The sequence below is a fragment of the Streptomyces sp. NPDC014656 genome, from assembly GCF_043084305.1.
Classification (GTDB): domain Bacteria; phylum Actinomycetota; class Actinomycetes; order Streptomycetales; family Streptomycetaceae; genus Streptomyces.
On the sequence record NZ_JBIBZN010000010.1, the window covers coordinates 172,620 to 195,940 of the forward strand.

Annotated in this window: 22 protein-coding genes; 11 read left to right on the plus strand and 11 right to left on the minus strand. The window is 72.8% G+C overall.

The features are described 5' to 3' along the window. Positions 1-113: 113 nt before the first annotated feature. The 5 genes from ACF1ED_RS22915 to mscL all read left to right on the plus strand — a co-directional run bounded on the left by ACF1ED_RS22915 (position 114) and on the right by mscL (position 4,022). A complete protein-coding gene (locus tag ACF1ED_RS22915; RefSeq protein WP_391763250.1) occupies positions 114-1,394 on the plus strand; it encodes an MFS transporter in 1,281 nt (426 codons plus the stop codon). A gap of 68 nt (positions 1,395-1,462) precedes the next feature. After that, positions 1,463-1,783 carry an FmdB family zinc ribbon protein gene (locus ACF1ED_RS22920; protein ID WP_391763252.1) on the plus strand — a complete coding sequence of 107 codons (321 nt, stop codon included), beginning with the start codon at positions 1,463-1,465 and terminating at the stop codon, positions 1,781-1,783. 97 nt (positions 1,784-1,880) lie between these two features. Beyond that, positions 1,881-2,747, plus strand: coding sequence for an S-methyl-5'-thioadenosine phosphorylase (locus tag ACF1ED_RS22925; protein WP_391763254.1), 867 nt, complete (start codon positions 1,881-1,883; stop codon positions 2,745-2,747). 99 nt (positions 2,748-2,846) lie between these two features. Beyond that, positions 2,847-3,428, plus strand: coding sequence for a hypothetical protein (locus ACF1ED_RS22930; protein ID WP_391763256.1), 582 nt, complete (start codon positions 2,847-2,849; stop codon positions 3,426-3,428). A gap of 135 nt (positions 3,429-3,563) precedes the next feature. Further along, a complete protein-coding gene (mscL, locus tag ACF1ED_RS22935) occupies positions 3,564-4,022 on the plus strand; it encodes a large conductance mechanosensitive channel protein MscL (RefSeq protein WP_391763518.1) in 459 nt (152 codons plus the stop codon). A 19-nt stretch (positions 4,023-4,041) separates the two neighbouring features. Here the strand turns inward: mscL and ACF1ED_RS22940 are convergent, their stop codons facing one another. From ACF1ED_RS22940 to ACF1ED_RS22980, 9 genes are all read right to left on the minus strand, one after another. Then, entirely contained in the window at positions 4,042-4,260 is a 219-nt protein-coding gene (locus tag ACF1ED_RS22940) for a hypothetical protein (protein ID WP_391763258.1), read from the minus strand. Between the two features lie 90 nt (positions 4,261-4,350). Further along, on the minus strand, positions 4,351-4,722 hold the full coding sequence (locus ACF1ED_RS22945) for a hypothetical protein (protein ID WP_391763260.1): 372 nt from the start codon (positions 4,720-4,722) through the stop codon (positions 4,351-4,353). Further along, entirely contained in the window at positions 4,719-5,372 is a 654-nt protein-coding gene (locus ACF1ED_RS22950) for a Rieske (2Fe-2S) protein (RefSeq protein ID WP_391763262.1), read from the minus strand. Before ACF1ED_RS22950 ends, ACF1ED_RS22945 begins: the two co-directional genes overlap by 4 nt. Next, complete coding sequence (locus ACF1ED_RS22955; RefSeq protein WP_391763264.1) at positions 5,369-6,016, minus strand: 4Fe-4S dicluster domain-containing protein; 648 nt, start codon at positions 6,014-6,016, stop codon at positions 5,369-5,371. The genes ACF1ED_RS22950 and ACF1ED_RS22955 overlap by 4 nt, the downstream gene beginning before the upstream one ends. 6 nt (positions 6,017-6,022) lie before the next feature. Next, entirely contained in the window at positions 6,023-8,335 is a 2,313-nt protein-coding gene (locus ACF1ED_RS22960) for a molybdopterin oxidoreductase family protein (RefSeq protein WP_391763266.1), read from the minus strand. Beyond that, positions 8,332-9,483 carry an MFS transporter gene (locus ACF1ED_RS22965; protein WP_391763268.1) on the minus strand — a complete coding sequence of 384 codons (1,152 nt, stop codon included), beginning with the start codon at positions 9,481-9,483 and terminating at the stop codon, positions 8,332-8,334. The genes ACF1ED_RS22960 and ACF1ED_RS22965 overlap by 4 nt, the downstream gene beginning before the upstream one ends. A gap of 80 nt (positions 9,484-9,563) precedes the next feature. Then, positions 9,564-10,382: a pyruvate formate-lyase-activating protein gene (gene pflA, locus ACF1ED_RS22970; RefSeq protein WP_391763270.1), complete on the minus strand. Its 819-nt coding sequence runs from the start codon at positions 10,380-10,382 to the stop codon at positions 9,564-9,566. Positions 10,383-10,470: 88 nt separating this feature from the next. Beyond that, positions 10,471-12,741: a formate C-acetyltransferase gene (gene pflB / locus ACF1ED_RS22975; RefSeq protein WP_391763272.1), complete on the minus strand. Its 2,271-nt coding sequence runs from the start codon at positions 12,739-12,741 to the stop codon at positions 10,471-10,473. 168 nt (positions 12,742-12,909) lie between these two features. Next, entirely contained in the window at positions 12,910-14,331 is a 1,422-nt protein-coding gene (locus ACF1ED_RS22980) for an MFS transporter (RefSeq protein WP_391763274.1), read from the minus strand. A gap of 294 nt (positions 14,332-14,625) precedes the next feature. Between ACF1ED_RS22980 and ACF1ED_RS22985 the strand changes: the two genes are divergently transcribed. The 4 genes from ACF1ED_RS22985 to ACF1ED_RS23000 all read left to right on the plus strand — a co-directional run bounded on the left by ACF1ED_RS22985 (position 14,626) and on the right by ACF1ED_RS23000 (position 18,100). After that, complete coding sequence (locus ACF1ED_RS22985; protein ID WP_391763276.1) at positions 14,626-14,880, plus strand: hypothetical protein; 255 nt, start codon at positions 14,626-14,628, stop codon at positions 14,878-14,880. 34 nt (positions 14,881-14,914) lie between these two features. Next, entirely contained in the window at positions 14,915-16,093 is a 1,179-nt protein-coding gene (locus tag ACF1ED_RS22990) for a low temperature requirement protein A (protein ID WP_391763277.1), read from the plus strand. 14 nt (positions 16,094-16,107) lie between these two features. Further along, entirely contained in the window at positions 16,108-17,181 is a 1,074-nt protein-coding gene (locus ACF1ED_RS22995; RefSeq protein ID WP_391763279.1) for a P1 family peptidase, read from the plus strand. Positions 17,182-17,323: 142 nt separating this feature from the next. Next, the gene (locus tag ACF1ED_RS23000) at positions 17,324-18,100 is read left to right on the plus strand and encodes a DUF6227 family protein (protein WP_391763281.1); all 777 of its coding nucleotides are present in this window, start codon (positions 17,324-17,326) and stop codon (positions 18,098-18,100) included. Between the two features lie 25 nt (positions 18,101-18,125). On the opposite strand, the gene ACF1ED_RS23005 is transcribed toward ACF1ED_RS23000, so the two are convergent. Beyond that, complete coding sequence (locus ACF1ED_RS23005) at positions 18,126-19,187, minus strand: glycosyltransferase (protein WP_391763283.1); 1,062 nt, start codon at positions 19,185-19,187, stop codon at positions 18,126-18,128. A gap of 325 nt (positions 19,188-19,512) precedes the next feature. On the opposite strand from ACF1ED_RS23005, the gene ACF1ED_RS23010 reads away from it, so the two are divergent. Continuing rightward, complete coding sequence (locus ACF1ED_RS23010; RefSeq protein ID WP_391763285.1) at positions 19,513-20,433, plus strand: hypothetical protein; 921 nt, start codon at positions 19,513-19,515, stop codon at positions 20,431-20,433. A 148-nt stretch (positions 20,434-20,581) separates the two neighbouring features. Here the strand turns inward: ACF1ED_RS23010 and ACF1ED_RS23015 are convergent, their stop codons facing one another. Next, positions 20,582-22,120, minus strand: a complete 1,539-nt coding sequence (locus tag ACF1ED_RS23015) for an MFS transporter (protein ID WP_391763287.1) — start codon at positions 22,118-22,120, stop codon at positions 20,582-20,584. Positions 22,121-22,182: 62 nt separating this feature from the next. On the opposite strand from ACF1ED_RS23015, the gene ACF1ED_RS23020 reads away from it, so the two are divergent. Next, positions 22,183-23,151: a helix-turn-helix transcriptional regulator gene (locus tag ACF1ED_RS23020; RefSeq protein ID WP_391763289.1), complete on the plus strand. Its 969-nt coding sequence runs from the start codon at positions 22,183-22,185 to the stop codon at positions 23,149-23,151. Positions 23,152-23,321 lie beyond the last annotated feature (170 nt).

Here is a 23,321-nt window from a genome sequence, read left to right on the forward strand (position 1 = left end):
CCCGCAGTGGGGGCCCTCCCGGTATCTACCGCAGTTCCGCGCAAGAGGACAGCTCTCGGCGAGACCGGCACCACCGTGCCCGCGCGCTACCAGGCGGCAGAAAGGCCAGGACCGTGGCGTCCACGGTCGTCTCCGAGAAGCGGCCCGGCTACGGGCAGCTGCTGCGCACCCCCGGTGCGCTCTCCTTCCTGCTCCCCGGGTTCGCCGCCCGGCAGCCCTTCGCGATGCTGACCATCGGCATCGTCCTGCTCGTCCAGCACACCACCGGTTCCTACGGCAGCGCCGGCGCCGTCGCCGCCGTCACCGGTGTCTCCATGGCGCTCTTCGCCCCGCAGAGCGGCAGGCTCGCCGACCGCTTCGGCCAGCGCGCCGTCCTCGTCCCGGGCGTCCTCGTCCACTCCGCCGCCGTCTCGCTGCTCGTCGTGCTCGCGCTGGCCGGCGCCCCGCTGTGGGCGCTGTTCCTCGCCGCCGTGCCCGCCGGCGCCTCCGTCCCGCAGGTCGGCCCCATGGTCCGGGCCCGCTGGGCGGCCAAGCTCGACGGCAGCCCGCTGATGCCGACCGCGGCGGCCTTCGAATCGGTCACCGACGAGTTCACCTTCGTCGTCGGCCCGGTCCTCGCCACCGCCCTGTGCACCGGCGTCCACCCGGCCGCCGGTCTGATCACCGAAGCCGCCCTCACGCTCTTCGGCGGCCTCTTCTTCGCCTCCCAGCGCGCCACCCAGCCGCCGCACGGCCTGCTCGCCGCGGCCGGCCGCGGCGACACCGAGCCGCACCGCTCGGCGCTCTCCGTCCCCGGCGTCCGCGTCCTGATCGTCGCCTTCCTCGGCATCGGCGCCGTCTTCGGCGGCATGCAGGTCTCGCTCACCGCCTTCAGCGAGGAGATCGGCAACCCCGGCGCCAACGGTCTGCTGTACGGCGTCTTCGCGGCCGGCAACATGCTCGCCGGCATCGCCATGGGCGCCGTCGCCTGGAAGGGCGGCCCCCGCCGCCGCCTGATCCTGGGCTACACCGGCCTCACCCTCGCCGCGTCCCTGCTGTGGACCGCGCACTCGGTGGTGCTGCTCGGCGCCCTCGGCCTCGTCGTCGGCCTCTGCATCGCCCCGGCCCTGATCACCGGCTACACCATCGTCGAGACCCTGATCCCGGCCTCCGCCCGCACCGAGGCGTTCACCTGGCTCACCGGAGCCGTCGCCCTCGGCCAGGCCCTGGCCGTCACGGTCGCCGGACAGCTCGCCGACGCCCACGGTTCCGGCGCCGGATTCCTCGTCCCGGCCGCCGGCACCGCGCTCGCCTTCGTCACGCTCGTCGCCCTGCGCGGGAAGCTCAAGCCGCGCGAGGCGAGCCGGGTCGCGGCACGTGGTGTCGGTCACCGCGTGCCGGTGGCGGTGGACTGAACCGACGGAATACGTCACTATGGATCGTCGTTAGCACTCGATGAGTGTGAGTGCCAGGAGGAAGACTAGTGCCGACCTACCAGTACCAGTGCACCGAGTGCGGCGAGGGCCTTGAGGCGGTCCAGAAGTTCACGGACGACGCGCTGACCGAGTGCCCCGCCTGCCACGGCCGCCTCAAGAAGGTTTTCTCGGCCGTCGGCATCGTCTTCAAGGGCTCCGGCTTCTACCGGAACGACAGCCGCGGTGCCTCGTCCAGCAGCTCCCCGGCCTCGAAGAGCTCGGCGTCCTCGACGACGTCCACCTCCTCGACCCCGTCGTCCTCGGACACGAAGCCGGCCCCGTCGACGACCACGGCGTCCTCGTCGTCGTCCTCGACCCCGGCCGCCTGAGGCCACCCCGCACCACAGCCCGAAGACCCCGGTCCCTCACGAGGGGGCCGGGGTTCCGGCATGTCCGGGGGCCCGGCGGATGCGTAGGGTGACCGGCATGGTGAGCAGCGCTTCCGGCTACGCGGCCGACGACACGTACGCAGAGATCGGCGTGATCGGGGGCTCCGGCCTCTACTCCTTCCTCGACGAGGTCCGCGAGGTCCCCGTCACCACCCCCTACGGCGACCCCAGCGACTCCCTCTTCCTCGGCGAGGTGGCCGGCCGCCGGGTCGCCTTCCTGCCCCGCCACGGCCGCGACCACCGCATCCCTCCGCACCGGATCGACTACCGCGCCAACCTCTGGGCCCTGCGCTCCGTCGGCGTCCGCCAGGTCCTCGGCCCCTGCGCCGTCGGCGGTCTGCGCCCCGAGTACGGCCCCGGCACCCTCCTCGTTCCCGACCAGCTGGTCGACCGGACGAAGAACCGCGCCCAGACCTACTTCGACGGCGAGCCGCGCCCCGACGGCGCCGTCCCGAACGTCGTCCACGTCTCCTTCGCCGACCCCTACTGCCCCGACGGCCGGCAGGCGGCGCTCAAGGCCGCCCGCGCCCGGGACTGGCGGGCCGTCGACGGCGGCACCCTCGTCGTCGTCGAGGGCCCCCGCTTCTCCACCCGCGCCGAGTCCCGCTGGCACGCCGCCAACGGCTGGTCCGTCGTCGGCATGACCGGACACCCCGAAGCCGTCCTCGCCCGCGAACTCGGCCTCTGCTACACCTCCCTCACCCTCGTCACCGACCTCGACGCGGGCACCGAGACCGGCGAGGGCGTCTCCCACACCGAAGTCCTGCGCGTCTTCGGCGAGAACGTCGGCCGGCTCCGCGACGTCCTCTTCGACGCGATCGCCGCCCTCCCGGCCACGGCGGACCGCGACTGCCTCTGCGTCCATGCCCACGACGGCTGGGACCTCGGCATCGAACTTCCGTAACGCTCCGCAAACCACCTGCGGGAGTGGGCGAGTTGTCCACAGGCCGTGGATCGTCCACAGGCCGGAGCGGGATCCGGCGGGGGGCGGGACCGTGGACGCATGAACACGACGTACGTCCGCGACTCCACCCCCGCTCCTCTCACCGCCCCCGCCCCCGTCTCCACCCCCGTCCCCGCTCCCTGCGAGGTGCCGGACTTCCCGCCGCTGCGCGTGCGCGGCGGGCGGTTCCGGCCGCGCCGCGCGCCCGGCGCGCTCCTCCTCCTCACGGCCGCCGCGCTCGCCCTGGCCGCCACCGCCCTGCCCGCCCCACCGGACGGCCGGCACGGCCCCACGCCCCGCGCCGCGTCGGCGCCCGCCGCCCGCTCCCCCGCCGCCGCCTCCGCCGCCCCCGCGCGGCTCGTGTCCGCGCCGGTGCGGATCGCGGACCCCGAGGCCGTACGGCTGCTGCGGGCCGGCGACCGGGTGGACGTCATCGCCGCGCCGGTCGTCAACTCCCCTTCCGGGCAAGGCGGCAGCGCGGTGCGGGTGGTGGCGCGGTCCGCCCGGGTGGCCGAAGTCCCGCGCCCGGATGAGACCCGCCCGGACGGAGGGGCGCTGATCGTCCTGTCCGTGCCCCGGGCGACCGCGACGGCGCTGGCGGGCGCCGGCATCACGTCCCAACTGGCGGTGACACTGTGCTGATTCGCACGGACACACTGTCAAGTCACCGTCCCGTGTGTACGGATTGGACGGCCTCGCGCCCTTCACGGCCTAATGGCTCCGCACACAGCAGCACACCCCTAGAAAGGCACCCCGGTGGCGAAGAAGGAAAGCGTGATGGCGGGCTTCAAGGCCTTCCTGATGCGCGGAAACGTGATCGACCTCGCCGTGGCGGTCGTCATCGGTGCCGCGTTCACCAACATCGTGAACTCGGTGGTCAAGGGCATCATCAACCCGATCGTGGGCGCCTTCGGCACGAAGAACCTGGAGAGCTACGCAAGCTGCATCAAGGACCCCTGCCGGATCGTCGACGGCGAGATGCAGGGCATCCAGCTCCAGTGGGGCCTGGTGCTCAGCGCCATCCTCAGCTTCCTCATCACCGCGGCCGTCGTCTACTTCCTGATGGTCCTGCCGATGGCCAAGGTGCTCGCCAAGCGTGCCGCGCACGACAAGGCGAAGGAGGGCGTCCAGGAGACCATGGAGGTCAGCGAGCTGGAGGTGCTCAAGGAGATCCGCGACCACCTCGTCGCGCAGCGCGGTCCGGGCAGCGGCCAGGGGACGCACTCCACCTCCTGACCGGAGGGACGCTCCGGCGTCAGAGGTGGTGCGGCGGCTTCTCGTCGAGGAAGCGCGCGAGGTCGGCGGCGCTGCCGCCGGTCGGAGGCCGCTCGCCCCACCCGCGGTCCGTGTCGTCCGCGGACTGCGCGTCCAGCGGATCGTCGAAGACGATCGCCGGCTTCGGGCGGCTCTCGGTGTCCGGCCGAATGCCGTTCGGCTTCGCGTCTCGCGGTCCGTGGGCGGGGGCGGTGCTCATGTCTTCAGGGTACGCCCGCTCCCCCGCCCCGGACCCGCCCGACCGGCGGCCTCCCGGGTCGCCCGGTCAGCGGTCCTTCGGGCCGCCCGGTCAGCGGTCCTTCGGGTCCAGCGCCCACAGGCCGAGGACCACCAGGAACGACAGGACGAGGAAGCCCGCCCCCCACCAGGCGGTGCCGGTGTCTCCGGACATCCACTCGTCCACCACGATGGTCAGCCCCCAGAGCTGGCCGATCACCACCGTGAGCGCCAGCGCGAGCCGCGCCGACAGCTTCGAGGAGCGCTCCGGTTCCTGCTCCGTGCCCGCCCCCGGGCCCGGCCCCGTGTGCCGGATCCGCGGGTCGCCGTAGCCGCTCGTGGGCCTGATCTGCGGGTAGCGCTCGTGCACCGGCCGGTTCAGCCGCGGCTGCGCGCTGCCCGGGGTGTAGCCGGGGCGCTCCGGGAGCGGGTTCTCGGTCGTCATGCGCGCTCGCTCCTCTCCGTTTCGGCCCGGCCGGCGGGGGCGTCGGCCCGGAGGGCCGCGCAGGGCGGGGTGCCGGCGCCGCGCTGGCGGCAGTACCCCTCCTGGAGGCTCTCGCCGGAGCGGGCGGTGCCGACGGCCCAGACGCTGCCGTCGATCTGCTCGACCAGGATGACCTTGGGCAGGCCGCGCGGCGGCGGGCCGGCCGTGACCTCTCCCGTGCGGGCGTCGAAGACGCCCTCGTGGCAGGGGCAGTACAGCTCGCCCTCGCTGCCCCGGTCCTTGCGCCAGAGGACCGCGCAGGCGAGGTGGGTGCAGACGGCGGAGTAGCCGGCGAGGGTGCCGTCCTCCATCCGGACCGCGATCGCCCGGTCCTCGTCGCCCGGGTAGCGGAAGGCGAGGGACTCCCCCGGCAGGATCCGGTCGGCGACCTTCTTCACCTCGGGGGTGCCGTCGGGGTCGCCGTGCCGGTGCAGGATGCCGGAGGCGACGGCGACGCCGCCGACGGCGAGGCCGCCGGAGACGGTGGCGACGATCCTCAGGTAGTCGCGGCGGGTGGTGAGCGAGTCGGCGGCGATCCGGTCGTGGAGCGCCTCCTGTGCCGCGTCGGTGCCGGCGTCCGGCGCCGGCGGCTGCGGATCGGTCACGCTCATCGGACGCCCTCCCGTCGCCCGCCGCCGCCTTTGTTCGCGTTCGCCCCGCTCACGTCCACTCCGTTGATCTCGACGACGGGCAGACCGCCCGGGACGGGCCACTGGACCTTGTCGGCGGGGACGACCATCGCCACGCCGGTCTGGACGACGACGTCGCCGAAGGTGAAGGAGTCGGCGACCTGGACGCCGGGGCGCTCGGCGCGGAGCTCGTCGAGGGTGCCGTAGAAGAGGGCGCCGGTGGGGCAGACGGTCGCGCACATGGGGGCGAGGCCGTAGGCGGTGCGGTCGTAGCAGAGGTTGCACTTCATCTGGAGCTTCGCCCGGAGGTCGATCTTCGGCACGCCGAAGGGGCAGGCGTTGACGCAGTTGGCGCAGCCGATGCAGCGGGTGGTGTCGGCCTGCTGCACGACTCCGTCGGCGGTCACCAGGATCGCGTCGGCGGGGCAGACCTCGGCGCAGGGGGCGACGGGGTCCTCGCAGTGCATGCAGACGGTGGGGAGGGAGGCGACGGAGTGGCCTTCGTCGGTGTAGTCGAGGTGGATCATCGACTTGCCGCGGTGCGAGTCGCATTCGCGGCAGGCGGAGACGCAGGCCTGGCAGCCGATGCAGCGGCCCGGGTCGATGAAGATCGTGCGGCCCATCATGTGCGGTCAGCTCCTCTCCGCGGTGCCCCGGCCCTGCGGGGACGTGGGCGGCAGGGGGTCGGTGCGGGAGACCTGGGTCTCGGGGTAGGCGGGCCGCCCCGGGGCGGTCGGGGGCGCGGGGACCTCGTCGACGCGTTCGGCGGCCTCGATGCGGGCGGCGCAGACCTTGTACTCGGGGATCTTCGAGCGGGGGTCGAGGGCGTCGATGGTGAGGGCGTTCGCGGCGGTGGGGACGGGCCAGTGGTAGGGGACGAAGACGGTGTCGGGGCGGATGGCCTCGGTGACGAGGGCGGGGAAGACCTCGCTGCCCCGGCGGGTGACGACGCGGACGGGGTCGCCGTTGCGGAAGCCGTGGGAGGGGTGGACCTCGACCCAGGGGCGGGGGGTCTGTTCGACGAGGGCGCCGAGCCGGCGGGTCTGGTTGCCGGAGAGGAAGTGGGCGACGGTGCGGCCGGTGGTGAGCGAGAGGGGGTACTCCTCGCTGTAGGGGTCCATCGGCGGGTGCCACTCGACGACCTGCATGTGGATCTTGCCGTCGGGGTGGTAGGTGCGGCCGTCCTCGAAGAGGCGGGGGGTGCCGGGGTGCTCGGTGGTGGGGCAGGGCCAGGCGATGCCGCCGGTCTCCTCCAGGCGCTCGTAGGTGATGCCGTAGTAGTCGTTGACGGTGCCGGCGGAGGCGATCCGCAGTTCCTCGAAGACGGAGCGGGAGTCGGGGAAGGCGAACTTGTCTCCGGCGCCGAGCCGCCTGGCGAGCTCGCACATGACCCAGGTGTCGGTGCGGACCCCGGCCGGGGGTTCCTGGGCCTTGTTGTGCTTGACGACGCGGGCCTCGGCGTTGGCCATGACGCCCTCGTCCTCGGCCCAGACGGTGACGGGGAAGACGACGTGGGCGTTGGCGGCGGTCTCGGAGAGGAAGAAGTCGAACTGGGCGTGGAACTGGAGGGTGTCGTAGCCCTCCTTGACCGTGGCGTAGTTCGGGAGGGAGACGAAGGGGTTGTTGCAGATGCCGATGAGGCCGCGGATCTCGGCGCGCTGCATCTGCCAGACCATCTCCATCATGGAGGTTCCGGCGGGGGGGAGCTCGGATTCCTCGATGCCCCAGATCTCGCAGATCTGGCGGCGGTGCTCGGGGTTGGAGATGGAGCGGCCGCCGGGGAGGAGGTCGGACTTCTGGCCGTGTTCGCGGCCGCCCTGGCCGTTGCCCTGGCCGGTGATGGTGCCGTAGCCGGCGCCGGGCTTGCCGATGTTCCCGGTGGCGACGCAGAGGTTGATGATGGTGAGGCAGTTCTCGACGCCCTGGGAGTGGTGCTCGACGCCCCGGGCGTGCCAGGCCATGGCCTTGCCCGCGCCGGCGAACATGCGGGCGACCTGGACGATCTGCTCCTCGGGGACGCCGCAGATCCGCGCGGAGCGGGACGGCGGGTACTCGGCGACGGTGGCCCTGACCTCGTCCCAGCCGGTGGTGTGGCCGGCGAGGTACGCCTCGTCGGTGAGGCCCTCGGCGACGATGACGTGCAGCACGGCGTTGAAGAAGGCGGAGTCGGTGCCGGGCTTGAGGGCGACGTGGACGTCGGCGGTGCGGGCGATGGCGGTCTGCCGGGGGTCCACCACGATCAGGCTCGCGCCCCGGTCGCGGGCGCCCCACAGGTACTGGGTCATCACCGGGAAGCACTCTCCGACGTTGGAGCCGGCGATGAGGAGGCAGTCGGTGAGGAGGATGTCGGAGAAGGGGTTGCCGGCCCGGTCGATGCCGAAGGCGAGCTTGTTGGCGCCGGCGGCGGAGACCATGCAGAGGCGTCCGTTGTAGTCGACGTGCTTGGTCCTGAGGGCGACCCGGGCGAACTTCCCGACCAGGTAGGTCTTCTCGGAGTAGAGGCTGGCCCCGCCGAGCAGGCCGAAGGCGTCGTTGCCGTACTCGCCCTGGATGCGGCGGATCTCGGCGACGGTGTGGTCGAGGGCCTCGTCCCAGCCGACCTCGCGGAACTCCTCGTCGCGGTTGCGGCGCATGAGCGGGGAGGTGAGCCGGTCGGGGTGGTTGACCTGCTGGTAGGCGTTGATGCCCTTGGGGCAGAGCCGCATCCGGTTGATGTCGTGGTTGCGGGGCTCGACGCCGAAGACCTTGCCCGCGCGGTCGACCCGCAGGTACATGCCGCACTGCACGCCGCAGAAGCAGCAGTGCGTCGGGACCAGCGTCTCCTCGTTCTGGTCGGCGTGCCACCGGTCGGCCGGGATCCCCCCGGCGTCCCGGAAGTTCCGCGTCCCGGGCGGGGCGACGGAGGGGTCGAGCGGCACTGCCCGGGAGGGGTCGGTGGCGGTCACTCGCTGAAGCCCTTCTTGACGTGGGTGAGGTAGGCGCTGCCGCGCAGGACGCGCTTGCAGCGGGGGCAGTACTCGGCCCACTCGTCGAAGTCGAGCTTGAGGTCCTTCATGGTGCCGCGCAGGTTCTCGACGTAGTCGGGGGTGTCGATGGGCTCGTGGCAGCGGCGGCAGCCCTGGAGCTCCTCGTCCTTGCGGCGGGAGGTGTACTTGAAGAGCTGCATGCCGACGGCGGCGGGGCGCTGGACGATGTGGAAGAACTTCCCGAAGGGGATGTAGATCAGGGTGAAGACGACCGAGACCATGTGGAGGATCGCCAGGAACTCGTAGCCGCCGCCGTGCAGGAAGATCGACGAGAAGGTGAGCAGCAGGCCGGTGACCGAGATGACGACGAGGGCGATCAGCGGGATCAGGTCGTAGGCGAAGCGCTGGCCGGTGCTGGCGCCGCGGTCCTTCATGCGCCGCCACAGGAAGTAGGAGGCGCCGGCGATGACGAGGACGGCGGCGATGTCCAGGCCGTGGAACATGAGCCAGCCGAGGATGTTCAGCGAGTCGAAGCCGAGGACCTTGAAGCCCCAGATCCGCATCTCGTAGCCGGGCCCGTCGCCGGTGCCGGACGTGAAGGTGAACCAGCCCCAGGTGAGCGGGAAGGTGATGAGCGCGGCGAGGACACAGCCCCAGAAGAGGAGCTGGTGGGCGGCCCAGCGGGCGTGCGAGCGGGCGCCGAGGAACTTCTGGAAGCCGAGGTAGGTGGCGATCATCTTCGGCAGGGCGGTGGGGGCCCTGCGGAAGTTCGCGGCGGAGAAGAAGGAGCGCCAGCCCTGGCGGAAGAGGCGCCGGGCGCCGGGGGCGGAGATCCAGACGGTGTAGCGGTAGGCGACGCCGAAGGCGAGGAAGACGGTGGCGACGGCGTAGGGCAGCAGGGCCGAGTCGAAGTCGCGGAGCAGCCGGCTGCCGAGCACGATCGCGACGATCAGCAGCAGGGAGACGGCGGTGCCGGTGAGGACGGCGCGGCGGCGGACGGCGGCGGGGGTCTGGGGTGCGCGGCCGTCCGCGGCGGAGGACTGGGGGGCGCGGCCGTCCGCGGCCGGTGCGGGTGCCGCTTCCGGCTCGGGGGCGGAGGGCTCGGCGGTCTGCGGTGGCTCGGTCACGGGGCCACGGTAGGACGCATGTGCCTTTTGATCCCGTTATGCCCGGCGTACGAGTGAACGTGTCGCGGGGCCGGGCGGGGTCACACCGCGTTCAGGCCGTGACTCCGGAAGACGTCGCGGACCGTCGCGACCTGCTCGGGGGTGGGCGACGGGGTGTCGTGGAGGGTGAAGGGCATGCCGAGGGCCTGCCACTTGGCCTCGCCCAGCTTGTGGAAGGGGAGGACGTCGACGCGGGAGACGTTGCCGAGGCCGCCGGCGAAGGCGGCGACGCCCTCGACGTCGGCGGGGTCGTCGGTGAGGCCGGGGACGAGGACGAAGCGGACGTGCACCTCCCGGCCGAGGTCGGCGAGCCGGCGGGCGAAGTCCAGGGTGGGCCGCAGCGGACGGCCGGTGACCTTCCGGTACGTCTCCGGGTCCCAGGACTTGATGTCGAGGAGGACCAGGTCGGTGTCGCGCAGCAGCGCGTCGGTGGCGCGGGCGCCGAGGAAGCCGGAGGTGTCGAGGGCGGTGTGCAGGCCCAGCTCGTGCTTCATGCGGTGCAGCAGCTCGCCGGTGAAGACGGGCTGGAGGAGCGGTTCGCCGCCGGAGAGGGTGGCGCCGCCGCCGGAGGCGGAGATGAAGCGGACGTACTTGGCCGCCTCGGCGATCACGTCGTCGGCGGAGGTCCGCTTGCCGTCGCGCATCCGCCAGGTGTCGGGGTTGTGGCAGTAGAGGCAGGTCAGCGGGCAGCCGGAGAGGAAGGTGACGAAGCGGGTGCCGGGGCCGTCGACGCCGGTGGAGAGGTCCCAGGAGTGCACCGAGCCCTCGGAGGGGCGGTGGGTCGCGGCGGCGGCCGGGGTGGCGGCCCGGACCGGGGTGACGGGGCGGACGGGGACGTCCGGGCCGAGGAGCGTGGCCATGGCGGGGCCTCCTGGGGAGGAGAGGGGTGGTGGGGGCGGGGCCCGGGGGCCGTCCGGTGAGGGTGGGCGGCCCCCGGAGGGGTGGGGGCTACAGCGCGCCGTGGAAGGTGCGGTTGAGGACGTCGAGTTGCTGTTCGCGGGTGAGGCGGACGAAGTTCACCGCGTAGCCCGAGACCCGGATGGTCAGCTGCGGGTGCTTCTCCGGGTGCTCCATGGCGTCCATCAGCACGTCCCGGTCGAGGACGTTCACGTTCATGTGGAAGCCGTCGCTCGCCGTGTAGCCGTCGAGGACGCCGGCCAGGTTGGCGATCCGCTCCTCGGGGGTGCGGCCCAGGCCGTCGGGGGTGACGGTGTTGGTGAGCGAGATGCCGTCCTCGGCGTCCTCGTACGGCAGCTTGGCGACCGACAGGGCGGAGGCCACGTAGCCGTGGGTGTCGCGGCCGTTCATCGGGTTGGCGCCCGGGGAGAACGGCTCGCCGGCCCGGCGGCCGTCGGGGGTGTTGCCGGTCTTCTTGCCGTAGACGACGTTCGAGGTGATCGTCAGGACGGACTGGGTGTGCTCGGCGTTCCGGTAGGTCGGGTGCTTGCGCACCTTCCGCATGAACTCCTCGACCAGCCGGACGGCGATCCCGTCGACCCGCTCGTCGTTGTTGCCGTAGGCCGGGTAGTCGCCCTCGATCCGGTAGTCGGTGGCGAGGCCGGTCTCGTCGCGGACCGGGGTGACCTTCGCGTACTTGATGGCGGCCAGCGAGTCGGCGGCGACCGAGAGGCCGGCGATGCCGCAGGCCATGGTGCGGCGCACGTCGCGGTCGTGGAGGGCCATCTCCAGGCGCTCGTACGCGTACTTGTCGTGCATGTAGTGGATGACGTTGAGCGCGTGGACGTAGACGTCCGCGAGCCACTCCATCTGCTCGTCGAACTTCGCCATCACCTCGTCGTAGTCGAGGACCTCGGAGGCGAGGGCGCCGGTGGCGGGACCGACCTGGGCGCCGGACTTCTCGTCGCGGCCGCCGTTGATCGCGTACAGCAGCGTCTTGGCGAGGTTCACCCGGGCGCCGAAGAACTGCATCTGCTTGCCGACCGGCATCGCCGAGACGCAGCAGGCGATGGCGGTGTCGTCGCCGAAGCGCGGGCGCATCAGCTCGTCGGACTCGTACTGCACGGACGAGGTGTCGATGGAGACCCGGGCGCAGAACTCCTTGAAGCCCCGCGGCAGCCGCGGCGACCAGAAGACGGTCATGTTCGGCTCGGGCGCCGGGCCCAGGTTGTACAGGGTCTGGAGGTAGCGGAAGGAGGTCTTCGTGACCAGCGGCCGCCCGTCCTCGCCCATGCCGGCGATGGACTCGGTGACCCAGGTCGGGTCGCCGGAGAACAGCTCGTCGTACTCGGGGGTGCGCAGGAAGCGCACGATGCGGAGCTTGATGATGAAGTCGTCGACGAGTTCCTGGGCCCCCTCCTCGGTGAGGAGGCCGGCCTCGATGTCCCGCTGGAGGTAGACGTCGACGAAGGTGGAGGTGCGGCCGAGCGACATCGCCGCGCCGTTCTGCTCCTTCACGGCGGCCAGGTAGGCGAAGTACAGCCACTGGATCGCCTCGCGGCCGGTGGTGGCGGGGCCGGAGACGTCGTGGCCGTACGAGGCGGCCATGGCCTTCAGCTCGCCGAGGGCGCGCATCTGCTCGGCCAGCTCCTCGCGGAGCCGGATGGTCTCCTCCAGGGAGCGGCCGCCGGCCGGGAGGACGTCGAGCTCGGCCTTCTCTTCCTTCTTGACCTGGATGAGGCGGTCCACGCCGTAGAGGGCGACGCGGCGGTAGTCGCCGATGATGCGGCCGCGGCCGTAGGCGTCGGGGAGGCCGGTGACGACGCCGGCCTTGCGGGCGGCGCGGATCTCCGGGGTGTAGGCGTCGAAGACTCCGGCGTTGTGGGTCTTGCGGTACTCGGTGAAGACCTTCTCCAGCTCCTCGGAGACCGGGTAGCCGTACGTCTCCAGGGCGCCGGCGACCATCCGCCAGCCGCCGTAGGGCATGATCGCCCGCTTGAGCGGGGCGTCGGTCTGGAGGCCGACGATCAGCTCCTCGTCGCGGTCGATCCAGCCGGGGGCGTGGGCGGTGATGGTGGAGGGGACGTCGTGCGCGACGTCGTACACGCCCTTGGCCCGCTCCTCCGGGAACCTGTCCGTGATCGCCCTCCACACGGCGGTGGTCCGCTCGGTGGGGCCGGCGAGGAAGGAGTCGTCGCCCTCGTACGGGGTGTAGTTCTGCTGGATGAAGTCGCGGACGTCGACGGCGTCGCGCCAGAGCCCGCCCTTGAAGCCCTTCCAGGCGCCCTCGTTCACCGTTGCCTCAGCAGGGGTCGCAGTCACTGCCCGCACCGCCTTCTCGATCGCTCGAACCAGCTTCTTCGCTTGCCTCCATTGCACTCCTTCTGATCGATCGTTTCGGGCGGCAATGGTCACCTCTCCATGGACCGAGGTCCCGCTCCGGGCATGCGGAAAGGCCCCGCCTCGGCGGGGCCTTTCTCGGAGGTCGGCTCAGCTGGGGGCCTCGGCGCCCTCGCGGGCGTAGAACCACCAGGTCACGACCATGCAGCTGATGTAGAAGGCGACGAAGCCCCACATCGCGCTGGTGACGGCGACCGAGCCGAAGAGCGCCGGGATGAAGAAGAAGCCGTAGGCGGCGATCGCGGAGGTGAAGCCGGTGACCGCGCCCGATTCCATCTCGGCCCGCTTGAGGGCCCCGGCGTACTCGGGGGTGCCTTCGGCGAGGCCCTTCAGGTGGGTGCCGCGGAAGATCACCGGGATCTGGCGGAAGGTCGAGCCGTTGCCGATGCCGGAGAAGAAGAACGCGGCGAGGAAGCAGAAGAAGAAGCCGTAGAAGTCGCCGCCGTCACCGCCCGAGGGCAGGAAGTTGATCACGCCGACGATCGAGACGGCCATGCCCACGAAGGAGAGGATGGTGACCCGGGCGCCGCCCCACTTGTCGGCGATCCAGCCGCCGGCCCAGCGGGCGAGCGCGCCCACGGCCGGGCCCATCCAGGCGTAGGTGGCGACCGAGTAGTCCGGGAAGGTGGTCTTGATCAGCATCGGCAGGGCCGCGGCGAAGCCGATGAAGGAGCCGAAGGTGCCGACGTACAGCCAGGTCATCAGCCAGTTGTGCTTGCGCTTGAAGATGACCTTCTGCTGCTTGAACGGGGTGGAGGCGACCTTGAGGTCGTTCTGGCCGAACCAGGCGACGGCGGCCAGGACGAGGACGACGGGGACCCAGACGAAGGCGGCGTTCTGGAGGTGGACGGGGGTGCCGTCGGCCTTGTGCTGGGCGGAGCCGATCGCGATCGTCGACCAGGTGATGACGATCGGGGTCAGCAGCTGCACCACGGAGACGCCGAGGTTGCCCAGACCGCCGTTGACGCCGGTCGCGCTGCCCTTCTTCGCCTTCGGGAAGAAGAAGCCGATGTTGGCGAGGGAGGAGGCGAAGTTCGCGCCGCCGATGCCGCAGAGGGCGGCGATGACGACCATCACGGTGTACGGCGTCGTCGGGTCCTGGATGGCGATGCCCAGCCAGATCAGCGGGACCACCAGGACGACCGTCGACAGCGCGGTGAACCGCCGCTGGCCGATCATCGGGCCGAGGAAGGTGTAGAGGATCCGGGCCGTGCCGCCGGTCAGACCGGGGACGGCCGTCAGCCAGAAGAGCTGCGAGGTCGAGAAGCCGAAGCCGACGTCCTTCAGGTTGGTCGCCGTGACCGACCAGACCTGCCAGACGACGAAGGCGACGAGCAGCGCCGGGACCGCGATCCACAGGTTGCGCTGGGCGACCTTCCTGCCGATCGACTTCCAGAAGAGCTCGTTCTCCGGCTCCCAGTCGCTGATGGTCCGGCCGGGGCGGTACTGCTCCGTGTCGTACGAGGCGGGTGACCCGCCCGTGGTCCTGCTGTCCTGGACTACGGAACTCATGGCGCTTCCCTGACTTCCCTGACGTTTGCGAGCCTTTTCGAGACTTCTTCCTTGCTTCTCCAGGCTGCTCCTGGGGGGAGGGGTGCCATCAGTGCCGATGGTCGCGAGCGGGGCCGGGCCTAGGTCGGCTCCCGGAGCGGCCATAGGTCCCGGGGGGGCCGGGCCCGCCGGGAGGGAAGGGGGCGGCCCCCGGGCCGGTGCGACGCCCCCCGGAAGGGGTGCGGGGCCGTCGGGGGCGCGGGCCGGGGGCAGTTCGGGGGCGGGAGGGACGAGGCCGGAGCGGTACGGGTACGGGTGCGCGTACTGCTCGGGCGCGTCCCCACGCCCGCCGAGGCGGTCGCACGCGCGCGTGGGGAGGGTTTCCGGCGGGTCGCCGTCGCGGCGCACCTGCTGGCTCCGGGCCGCTTCAGCCGGTCGCTGGAGGCGCTGCCGGGGGCGTACGCCGTCCCGGCGCCGCTCGCGGACCGCCCGCGGCAGGCCCGGCCGGTGGCGGACCGCCACGGGGCCGCGCGGCGCGGTCCGGCGGCCGTACCGCTCCGCGTGGCTTGAATTCCCGGGGCCGCGGCTCTGCTGTCCTGGCTCCATGACACAACCGTTTCTGCCGCTCACCGCACGCTCCCGCGAGGAGGCGCACCGGACCGCCACGCCCCTGGAGCTCTTCTTCGACCTGTGTTTCGTGGTCGCCGTCGCCCAGGCGGGCGCGTCGCTGGTGCACGCGGTCGCCGAGGGGCACGCGGGCGAGGGCGTGGCGAGCTACGCGATGGTCTTCTTCGCCATCTGGTGGGCGTGGATGAACTTCTCGTGGTTCGCCTCGGCCTACGACAACGACGACGTCCTCTACCGGGTGGTCACCCTCGTCCAGATCGCCGGTGTGCTGGTCCTCGCCGCCGGCGTCTCCCGCGCCTTCGAGGACCACGACTTCCTCGTCGTGTACCTCGGGTACCTGGTGATGCGGGTGGCGCTCGCCTCGCAGTGGCTGCGGGCCGCGCACCACGCCTCGTCGGCGGAGGAGCGGACGATGTGCCGGCGGTACGCGGGCGGGGTGCTGACCGTGCAGATCGGCTGGCTGGCGCTGCTGTTCGTGCCGGAGGGGGCGCAGCCGTGGGTGTTCCTGGCGATGGCGCTGGCCGAGCTGGCGGTGCCGGTGTACGCGGAGAAGGACGCGCCGAGCACCTGGCACCCGCACCACATCGCGGAGCGGTACGGCCTGTTCACGATCATCGTGCTGGGCGAGTCGGTGGCGGCGGCGACGGTGGCGGTGAAGTCGGGGGTGGTGGAGAACGACGCGCTGAACGAGCTGCTGCCGATCGCGGCGGGCGGGCTGCTGATCGTCTTCGCCGCCTGGTGGATCTACTTCGTGGTCCCGGCGCACGACCGGCTGACGGACAGCCGGCAGGGCTTCCTGTGGGGGTACGGCCACTACGTGATCTTCGCGTCGGCGGCGGCGATCGGCGCCGGTCTGGAGATCGCGGTCGAGCAGGCCGTCGGGAAGGCCCACATCAGCACGCTCGCCGCCTCGGCGTCGGTGACGGTCCCGACGGCGGTGTTCCTGCTGTCCGTGTGGCTGCTGCACGCCCGTCACTTCAAGGTCGGCCTCGCCCAGCAGGCGGTGCTGCCGGGGTCCGCGCTGGTGATCCTGCTGTGCTCGTTCGCGGGCCGGTGGGCGGTGCTCGCGGCCGGTCTGGCGGCGGCGGCGACGGTCGCGGTCGGCGTGACGCTCACCGCACGCGCTCCGGCCGCCGGGACGGCCCGGCCCTCCTGAGGTAGGAAGGGGACATGACAGCGACCGCGTCCCCTCCCGACGGCCTCACCGACGTGCCCGGTATACGGGTGGGCCACGCGCGCGTGGCGGGGCCGGGGGCCCTGTCGGGGACGACGGTCGTGCTCGCCCCCGAGGGCGGGGCGGTGGCGGCCGTGGACGTGCGCGGCGGCGGCCCCGGCACCCGCGAGACGGACGCCCTGGACCCGAGGAACGTGGTCCAGCGGATCGACGCCCTCGTCCTGACCGGCGGCAGCGCCTACGGCCTGGAGGCCGCCGCCGGGGTGATGGCCTGGCTGGAGGAGCACCGGCGCGGGGTGCGGGTGGGTCCCGACCCGGCGCACGTGGTGCCGGTGGTGCCCGCCGCGTGCGTCTTCGACCTGGGCCGGGGCGGCGACTTCGGGGCCCGCCCGGACGCCGCCACGGGCCGGGCGGCGGTGGTGGCCGCGGCGGCGTCCGGGGACCACGCGCGCGTGGCGGCGGGCGCGGTCGGGGCCGGGACCGGGGCGGTCGTCGGAGGGCTGCGCGGCGGCGTCGGGACGGCGGGCGTCCGCCTGGAGTCCGGGATCACGGTGGGCGCCCTGGTGGTGGTGAACGCGGTCGGCTCGGCCGTCGACCCGGCGACGGGGGTCCTGTACGGCAGCCTCTTCGACGGCGGCGGGCCGCCCGTGCCGCCGCCGGCGGCGGTGCGCGAGGCGGCGGCCCGGCGGCTCGCCGAGGCCCGCGCCGCCTCCGTCCGGCCCCCGCTGAACACCACCCTCGCGGTGGTCGCCACGGACGCGGTCCTGACCCGCGCGCAGGCCCAGAAGGTGGCGGGCACGGCGCACGACGGGATCGCGCGGGCGATCCGGCCGGTGCACCTGATGAACGACGGCGACACGGTCTTCGCGCTCGCCACCGGCGCCCGCGAGCTGCCCGCCGGGCCGGGGCCGCTCGCCCTGAACGAGGTCCTGGCGGCCGGTGCCGACCTGGTGACCCGCGCGATCGTCCGCGCGGTCCTGGCGGCCCCCGGCGGCCTGCGCGGGCCGGGCGGCGACTTCCCCTCGTACCGGGAGCTGTACGACCCACCCCGGGACGCGTACTCCGGGTGACCGAAAGGGAGTTGAGAAGGCCGCCGATACGGGAACTTCCGCCGCCGCCCCCTCGTTTTCCGTAACCCCGACCCCGTTGTCGGACCCAGGGACTACGTTAAGCAAGCACCAAGTGACATGCGGCGACGGCCTGGAGACCCTCTTGAACGATCCGCGGGATCACCACGATCCGTACGAGACGACCGAGACGCACGTCGAGCGGCTTCTCGGCCGGGCCCTCAACTCCTTCGACCTGCCCGACGCGACGGTGGAGCGCCTGGAATCGGCGCTCGCCCACTCCACCGCGCTGCACTCCTCGCACCACAGCTCCTCCCTGAACCGCTCCACCTACCGCCACACCTATCTGCTGTCCGACGGCAGCGCCCTCGTCCTCTGGGAGCTCGTCCACAACGCGGGCCGGGACGGCGCCGAGCAGCACGAGCTGTACGCGGAGGAGGCGGAGGCCCGGCTGGCCGCCTCCCGGCTGCCCGCGGGCCCGCTGCCGGAGTGGACGGTGGAGCGGGCCGACGGGCGTCCGCTCGACGAGGACGACGACCTGGCCGCGCTCGGCGCGCTGTTCGCCCGCCCGATACCGGCCCAGCCCCGGATGTACGTGCCGGACAACTCGGCGGACCACGCCCGCCGCGTCCTGCGCCGCGCGGAGAACGCGGACCGGCCCGCCGAGCGGACCGCCCGCCGGCTGCGGATCGCCTTCGCCCACCACATCACCCAGGTCTTCGGCCGCAACTGCCCCGTGGAGGGCGGCCGGGACGCCGGCTTCACCCTCTACGAGCACCAGTTCCTGCTGCTCGACGGCACCGAGCTGAGCCTGTGGGAGGTCGAGCACACGGCCACCCCGGACGGCCGGCACATGTGCGAGGTCTACGAGTCGGAGGCCGCGGCCCGCGGGGCGATGGAGGCCCGCTCCCGGGTCCGCTGAGGCCCCGTCACCCCGGCGCGCCGGCTCACACCTGGGCCGGCACGCCCAGCTCCCGTACCGCGAACTCCCGGTTGGCCAGGGTCTGCTCGCGGTACGGCGCCGGCAGGTCGGGCAGGCCGAGGAGCCGGTCGCAGGCGGCGAGCGAGGCCGCGTGGTCGCCGACCCAGTAGGCGGTGACCGAGTACTCGAAGAGCAGCCCCCAGCGGTACACCCACGGCTGGACGAAGAGCAGGTCCTCGGCGGGCGCGGGCCGGTCGAGGACGGACGTCAGCAGGGCGTGCGCGGCGTGGTGCCGGCCGGCCACGCGCAGCCGCGAGGCCAGCTCGTAGACCGCCTCCAGGCGCTCCGGGCGGGCCTCCCAGGCGCGGACCAGGGCGTCCTGCCCGGCCGGCCAGTCGCCCGCCTCGGCGGCCAGCACCCCGGCCTGGAGCAGTGCGTAGTACACCTCCTCGTCCCAGCCGCCCATGGCCGCCCGCCGCTCGTAGAGCCCGATCGCCTCCCCCGTGCGGCCCATGTCCCGCATGGTCTGGGCGAGGTAGAAGACCGTGCGCGGATTGCCCGGGTCGCGGACCAGCTCGGCGCCGAGCAGCCGGGCGTCCCGCTCGAACTTGTCGTGCCGCGAGCCGCCGTCGGCGTGGTCCTCGATGACCAGGGCGTCCAGGTTCCGCTGCTCGTGGTCGCGGTCGGCCGTCAGGTACTCGTGGGTGACGCCCTCGTACCGCCACGGCAGGCCCGCCCGGACCAGGCGTTTGATCCGGTACTCCACCTCGCCCTCGTGGCGCAGCATGTACGCGTCGGCCGTCAGCTCCGGCAGCGGGCCGTCCTGGCGCAGGACGTGGTCGGCGTCGAGGAGCAGCAGGAAGCCGGCCCCGCGGGCCCGGGCGCGGGCCAGGTTGAGGCTCCGGTTGTGCCCGAAGTCCACCCAGGGCTCCTCGACCAGCTCCCCGGGGATCCCGGCGAGGGCGTTCCTGACGAGGTCCTGGGTGCCGTCGGTGGAGCCCGTGTCGGAGACGACCCAGGTGTCCACGAGGTCCCGGACGGAGGCGAGGCACCGCTCGATGACCGAGGACTCGTTCTTGACGATCATGCACAAGCAGAGGGACGGCCGCATGGCAACACCACTTCTCGCGGTTCGGTCGGGGGGCGACGGTAGGCACGGCCCGGTACGGGCCCGGCGGCGGCGCGCCGACGGGGGGCTCCGCGTTCCCCGCGGCGTACGCATCCGTTCGGCTGGCAGCGCTACGCCATGGCGCTGAGAGTGCCCCGGGGCCGTCAAGGCGGCGCGGCGGCGATCCGATGAACCGATGGGAAGTTCGTCCCACGATCCGGCTCCGGCAGGTCCTGCCGCTCGGATCCCCCCACCGGCACTCGCGCCGGCGCCGCTGGGCGCCGGCGGAGAAAGGAGCACCCCCATGCGTCCTGACCCCAGGACCCGGTCCCCGCTCGGCCCGCTCCCCCGGCGCCGCGCCTGGCTCGGCGGCGGCGCGCTCGCCTCGGTCGCGCTCGTCCTCACCGGCTTCGCGCCGACCGCCTCCGCGTGGGGAACCCCGCAGGCCCCGGCCGTGGACGCGACGGTGTCGAACCCGATGACGGGCTGCAAGCACCGGGCCCTCCCGGGCTCCCCGGGCACCGCCGTCCCGGAGGACTTCCCGGTGCGGGAGGACACCGCCGCCGACCCGAGGTCGGCGGCGGTCCCGACGACGGGCTGCAAGGGCCCGACCGGTCCCACCGGCCCCAAGGGCCCGCCCGGACCGAAGGGCCCGAAGGGCGACAAGGGCAAGCCGGGCCCCACCGGACCGAAGGGGCCCCAGGGTCCGAAGGGCGCGACGGGTGCGACGGGCGCCACCGGAGCCACGGGTGCCACGGGTGCCACCGGAGCGACCGGAGCAACGGGTGCGACCGGCGCGACGGGTGCCACGGGTGCGACCGGTCCCACCGGACCGTGCGTGGACATCGACACGTACAGCCCGTCCAACACCGAGGACTTCCAGGCCGCGCTCTACGGCGGCAACGCGTTCGTCGGCAAGGCGGACACCCCCGGCGGCGCCATCGTCTGGCAGGACCTCACCAACACGACGGCGACCATGACGGACCCGGCCAACCCGGACTACCCGGCCACCGCCTGCGGCATCGCCATCGAGGCCCAGGGCAACGACGCCTTCGTCAAGGTGATCACGACGACCGGAGCCGTCTGGCAGACCCACGGCGACATCATGGGCAACACCTTCGTCTGGGACGAGCCCTGGGTGCAGCAGGCCGCCCCGACCCCGCTCATGAGGAGCGCGACGGAGTTCAAGGGCGACCTGACCCGCGGCGGCGCGGTCAACCGCTGACCCCGCTGACCCCCGCGCGCACGGGGGGCCCGGTGTCGTCGGACATCGCGCTCAGCCCCCTGCACGCTGCCCCCGCGCGCGCGAAGGGCCCCGGTCCGAAGACCGGGGCCCTTCGCTCCGTGCTCAGTGGGTGAGCGCCGGCTCCTCCTCAGCGGGTGAGCGCCGGCTCCTTCTCCACCGCCACCGGCCCGTCGTCGTCTGCGCCGCCCTCCAGGTGCTGCTTCGGCCTGGCCGGCAGGGCGAACATCACCAGGAAGATCCCCCCGAGGACCACCGCGGCCCAGCCGAGGGAGTTGCGGAAGGCGTCCGCGAAGGCGTCCGCCACGTCCGCCGGAACCCGGGCCGGACCCCGGTCGTCGATCACGCCGAAGAAGACCACCGACACCAGGCCCAGACCGATCGCGTTGCCCATCTGGCCCGTCGTGTTGATCAGGCCCGACGCCGAACCCGCGTGCTCCTTCGGAACCTCCGACAGCACCGCGTCCGTCAGCGGCGCCACGATCAGGCCCATGCCGAGACCCATCACCACCAGCGCCGGGATCATCTGCCAGGGCGAGATCTCCGCCCCGTACCGGCCCGCGGCGAAGAAGTAGAGCAGGATGCCCGCGACCATCGTCAGCGCACCCGCCTGGAGCACCTTGCGGCCGAAGCGCGGTACCAGCAGCTGGACCGACATGCCCGCCGCCACGGAGACCGCGATCGAGAACGGCACACCGGTCAGACCCGCCTTGAGGGCGGTCCAGCCGAGGCCGATCTGCATGTAGAGCGTCCACACCAGGAAGAAGATGCCGAGCACGATGCCGAAGGTCAGCTGCACCGCGATGCCCGCCGCGAAGGACTTCACGCGGAACAGCGACAGCTCGACCAGCGGCGAACCGTCCTTCTTCGTCTTGTACCGCTCGTACGCCACGAGGACGCCGAAGACGACCGGGCTGGCCGCCATCATCAGGTGGCCCCACAGCGGCCAGTCCAGCTCGCGGCCCCGGGTCAGCGGGTAGATCAGCAGGAGCAGCGCGGCCGTGACGAGCACGACGCCGACCAGGTCCAGACGGAGCGCCTTCGGCGCCTTCGACTCGGTGATGTACTTCCGGCCGAGGAGCAGCGCGGCGATGCCGACCGGCAGGTTGATCAGGAAGATCGGCCGCCACTCCAGGCCCGCGATGTTCCACTCCGTGAGCAGCGCGCCGAGCAGCGGGCCCGAGACCGCGCCCAGACCGACGATCGCGCCGAACATGCCGAAGACCTTGCCGCGCTCGTGCGCGGGGAAGGTGACGTGGACGATCGACAGCACCTGCGGCACCATCATCGCCGCCGCCGCGCCCTGGAGGAGGCGCGAGGCGACCAGCATCTCCGGGCTGGCCGCGAAGCCGCACAGCGCGGAGGCGAGCGTGAAGCCCGCCGTGCCGAGCAGGAAGAGCCGCTTGCGGCCGTAGATGTCGCCGAGGCGGCCACCGGTGATCAGGCCGGCGGCGAAGGCCAGCGCGTAGCCGGCGGTGATCCACTGGATCGCGCCGAAGCCGGCGCCGAGGTCGTCCTCGATGCTGGGGATCGCGATGTTCACGATCGTGGCGTCGACCAGGTCCATGAAGGCGGCCGTCATGACGATGGCCAGGGCGATCCAGCGCCTGCTGTCCCCCGTGGTGCTGCTGTCCGCCCCCGTGGCGGCGTCGGTCTCGTGTGCGCTCATAGGAGGACCATAGGAGTCATCTAGGTCAGTTCGCGTCCTATTTTGGCGTCATGCTGTGCTCCATGACGGACACTCCGGCACGACTCCTCAATCTGCTCTCGCTCCTCCAGACCCCGCGCGAGTGGCCCGGCAGCGAGCTCGCCGACCGGCTCTCGGTCTCCCCGCGCACGATCCGCCGCGACATCGACCGGCTCAGGGACCTCGGCTACCCCGTCGAGGCCACCAAGGGCGCGATCGGCGGCTACCGGCTCGTCGCCGGCACGGCCATGCCCCCGCTGCTCCTCGACGACGAGGAGGCCGTCGCCATCGCCGTCGGCCTCCGGGCCGGTGCGGGGCACGCCATCGAAGGCGTCGACGAGGCGTCGGTACGGGCGCTGGCCAAGCTGGAACAGGTGCTGCCGGCGCGGCTGCGGCACCGGGTCTCCACGCTCCAGAACGCGACCCTGCCGCTGACCCACGGCGACGGCGCCACCGTCGCGCCCTCCACCCTGACCGCCCTCGCGGGCGCGGTCACCGGCCGCGAACGGCTCCGCTTCAGCTACCGCGCGGGCGACGGCGCCGAGTCGAAGCGGCTGGTGGAGCCGTACCGGCTGGTGTCAACCGGACGCCGGTGGTACCTGGTGGCGTACGACCTCGGGCGCGAGGACTGGCGCACCTTCCGCGTCGACCGCGTCACCGACCCGCTCGCGACGGGCGCGCGCTTCACGCCGCGGGAGCTGCCGGAGGGGGACGAGGCGGCGTACCTGGTCCGCTCGATGAACCGGGCGCAGCGGGAGCGGGAGACGGAACTGGACCTGGACATCGAGTTCTCCGCCCCCGCGGAGTCCGTGGCCGCCCGCTTCCCGGCGCACCTCGCGCCGGTCGCCACCGGGCCCGACAGCTGCCGCATCCGCGCCCGCGTCACCGACTCCGTCGAATGGCTCGCCATCCGCCTGGCCCTCGTGGACGCCCCCTTCAAGGTCCACGGGCCCGCCCCCCTCCGCGCCCACCTCGCGTCCCTGGCCACCCGCCTGACGACCGCGACGCGGTAGGCCGGGGGCGGCGGGGGACGCCGGGGGGCGGGAGCGGCGGGGGACGCCGAGGGCCGGGAGCCGAGCCCGGCCCCGCGCGGAAGGCGGTACGCGAAAGGCCCGGCCCTCCGTGCGGAGGGCCGGGCCCGTTCCTCGGGCGCGTCCGGGGGGAGGCCGGGCCGCCGGCCGCT

Bases quoted from the DNA above. Each gene is read 5' to 3' on its own strand.
- ACF1ED_RS22925 (WP_391763254.1), top strand. From the start codon at position 1,881: ATGGTGAGCAGCGCTTCCGGCTACGCGGCCGACGACACGTACGCAGAG.
- ACF1ED_RS22930 (WP_391763256.1), top strand. From the start codon at position 2,847: ATGAACACGACGTACGTCCGCGACTCCACCCCCGCTCCTCTCACCGCC.
- mscL (WP_391763518.1), top strand. From the start codon at position 3,564: ATGGCGGGCTTCAAGGCCTTCCTGATGCGCGGAAACGTGATCGACCTC.
- ACF1ED_RS22940 (WP_391763258.1), bottom strand. From the start codon at position 4,260: ATGAGCACCGCCCCCGCCCACGGACCGCGAGACGCGAAGCCGAACGGC.
- ACF1ED_RS22945 (WP_391763260.1), bottom strand. From the start codon at position 4,722: ATGACGACCGAGAACCCGCTCCCGGAGCGCCCCGGCTACACCCCGGGC.
- ACF1ED_RS22950 (WP_391763262.1), bottom strand. From the start codon at position 5,372: ATGAGCGTGACCGATCCGCAGCCGCCGGCGCCGGACGCCGGCACCGAC.
- ACF1ED_RS22955 (WP_391763264.1), bottom strand. From the start codon at position 6,016: ATGATGGGCCGCACGATCTTCATCGACCCGGGCCGCTGCATCGGCTGC.
- pflA (WP_391763270.1), bottom strand. From the start codon at position 10,382: ATGGCCACGCTCCTCGGCCCGGACGTCCCCGTCCGCCCCGTCACCCCG.
- ACF1ED_RS22980 (WP_391763274.1), bottom strand. From the start codon at position 14,331: ATGAGTTCCGTAGTCCAGGACAGCAGGACCACGGGCGGGTCACCCGCC.
- ACF1ED_RS22990 (WP_391763277.1), top strand. From the start codon at position 14,915: ATGACACAACCGTTTCTGCCGCTCACCGCACGCTCCCGCGAGGAGGCG.
- ACF1ED_RS22995 (WP_391763279.1), top strand. From the start codon at position 16,108: ATGACAGCGACCGCGTCCCCTCCCGACGGCCTCACCGACGTGCCCGGT.
- ACF1ED_RS23005 (WP_391763283.1), bottom strand. From the start codon at position 19,187: ATGATCGTCAAGAACGAGTCCTCGGTCATCGAGCGGTGCCTCGCCTCC.
- ACF1ED_RS23010 (WP_391763285.1), top strand. From the start codon at position 19,513: ATGCGTCCTGACCCCAGGACCCGGTCCCCGCTCGGCCCGCTCCCCCGG.
- ACF1ED_RS23015 (WP_391763287.1), bottom strand. From the start codon at position 22,120: ATGAGCGCACACGAGACCGACGCCGCCACGGGGGCGGACAGCAGCACC.
- ACF1ED_RS23020 (WP_391763289.1), top strand. From the start codon at position 22,183: ATGACGGACACTCCGGCACGACTCCTCAATCTGCTCTCGCTCCTCCAG.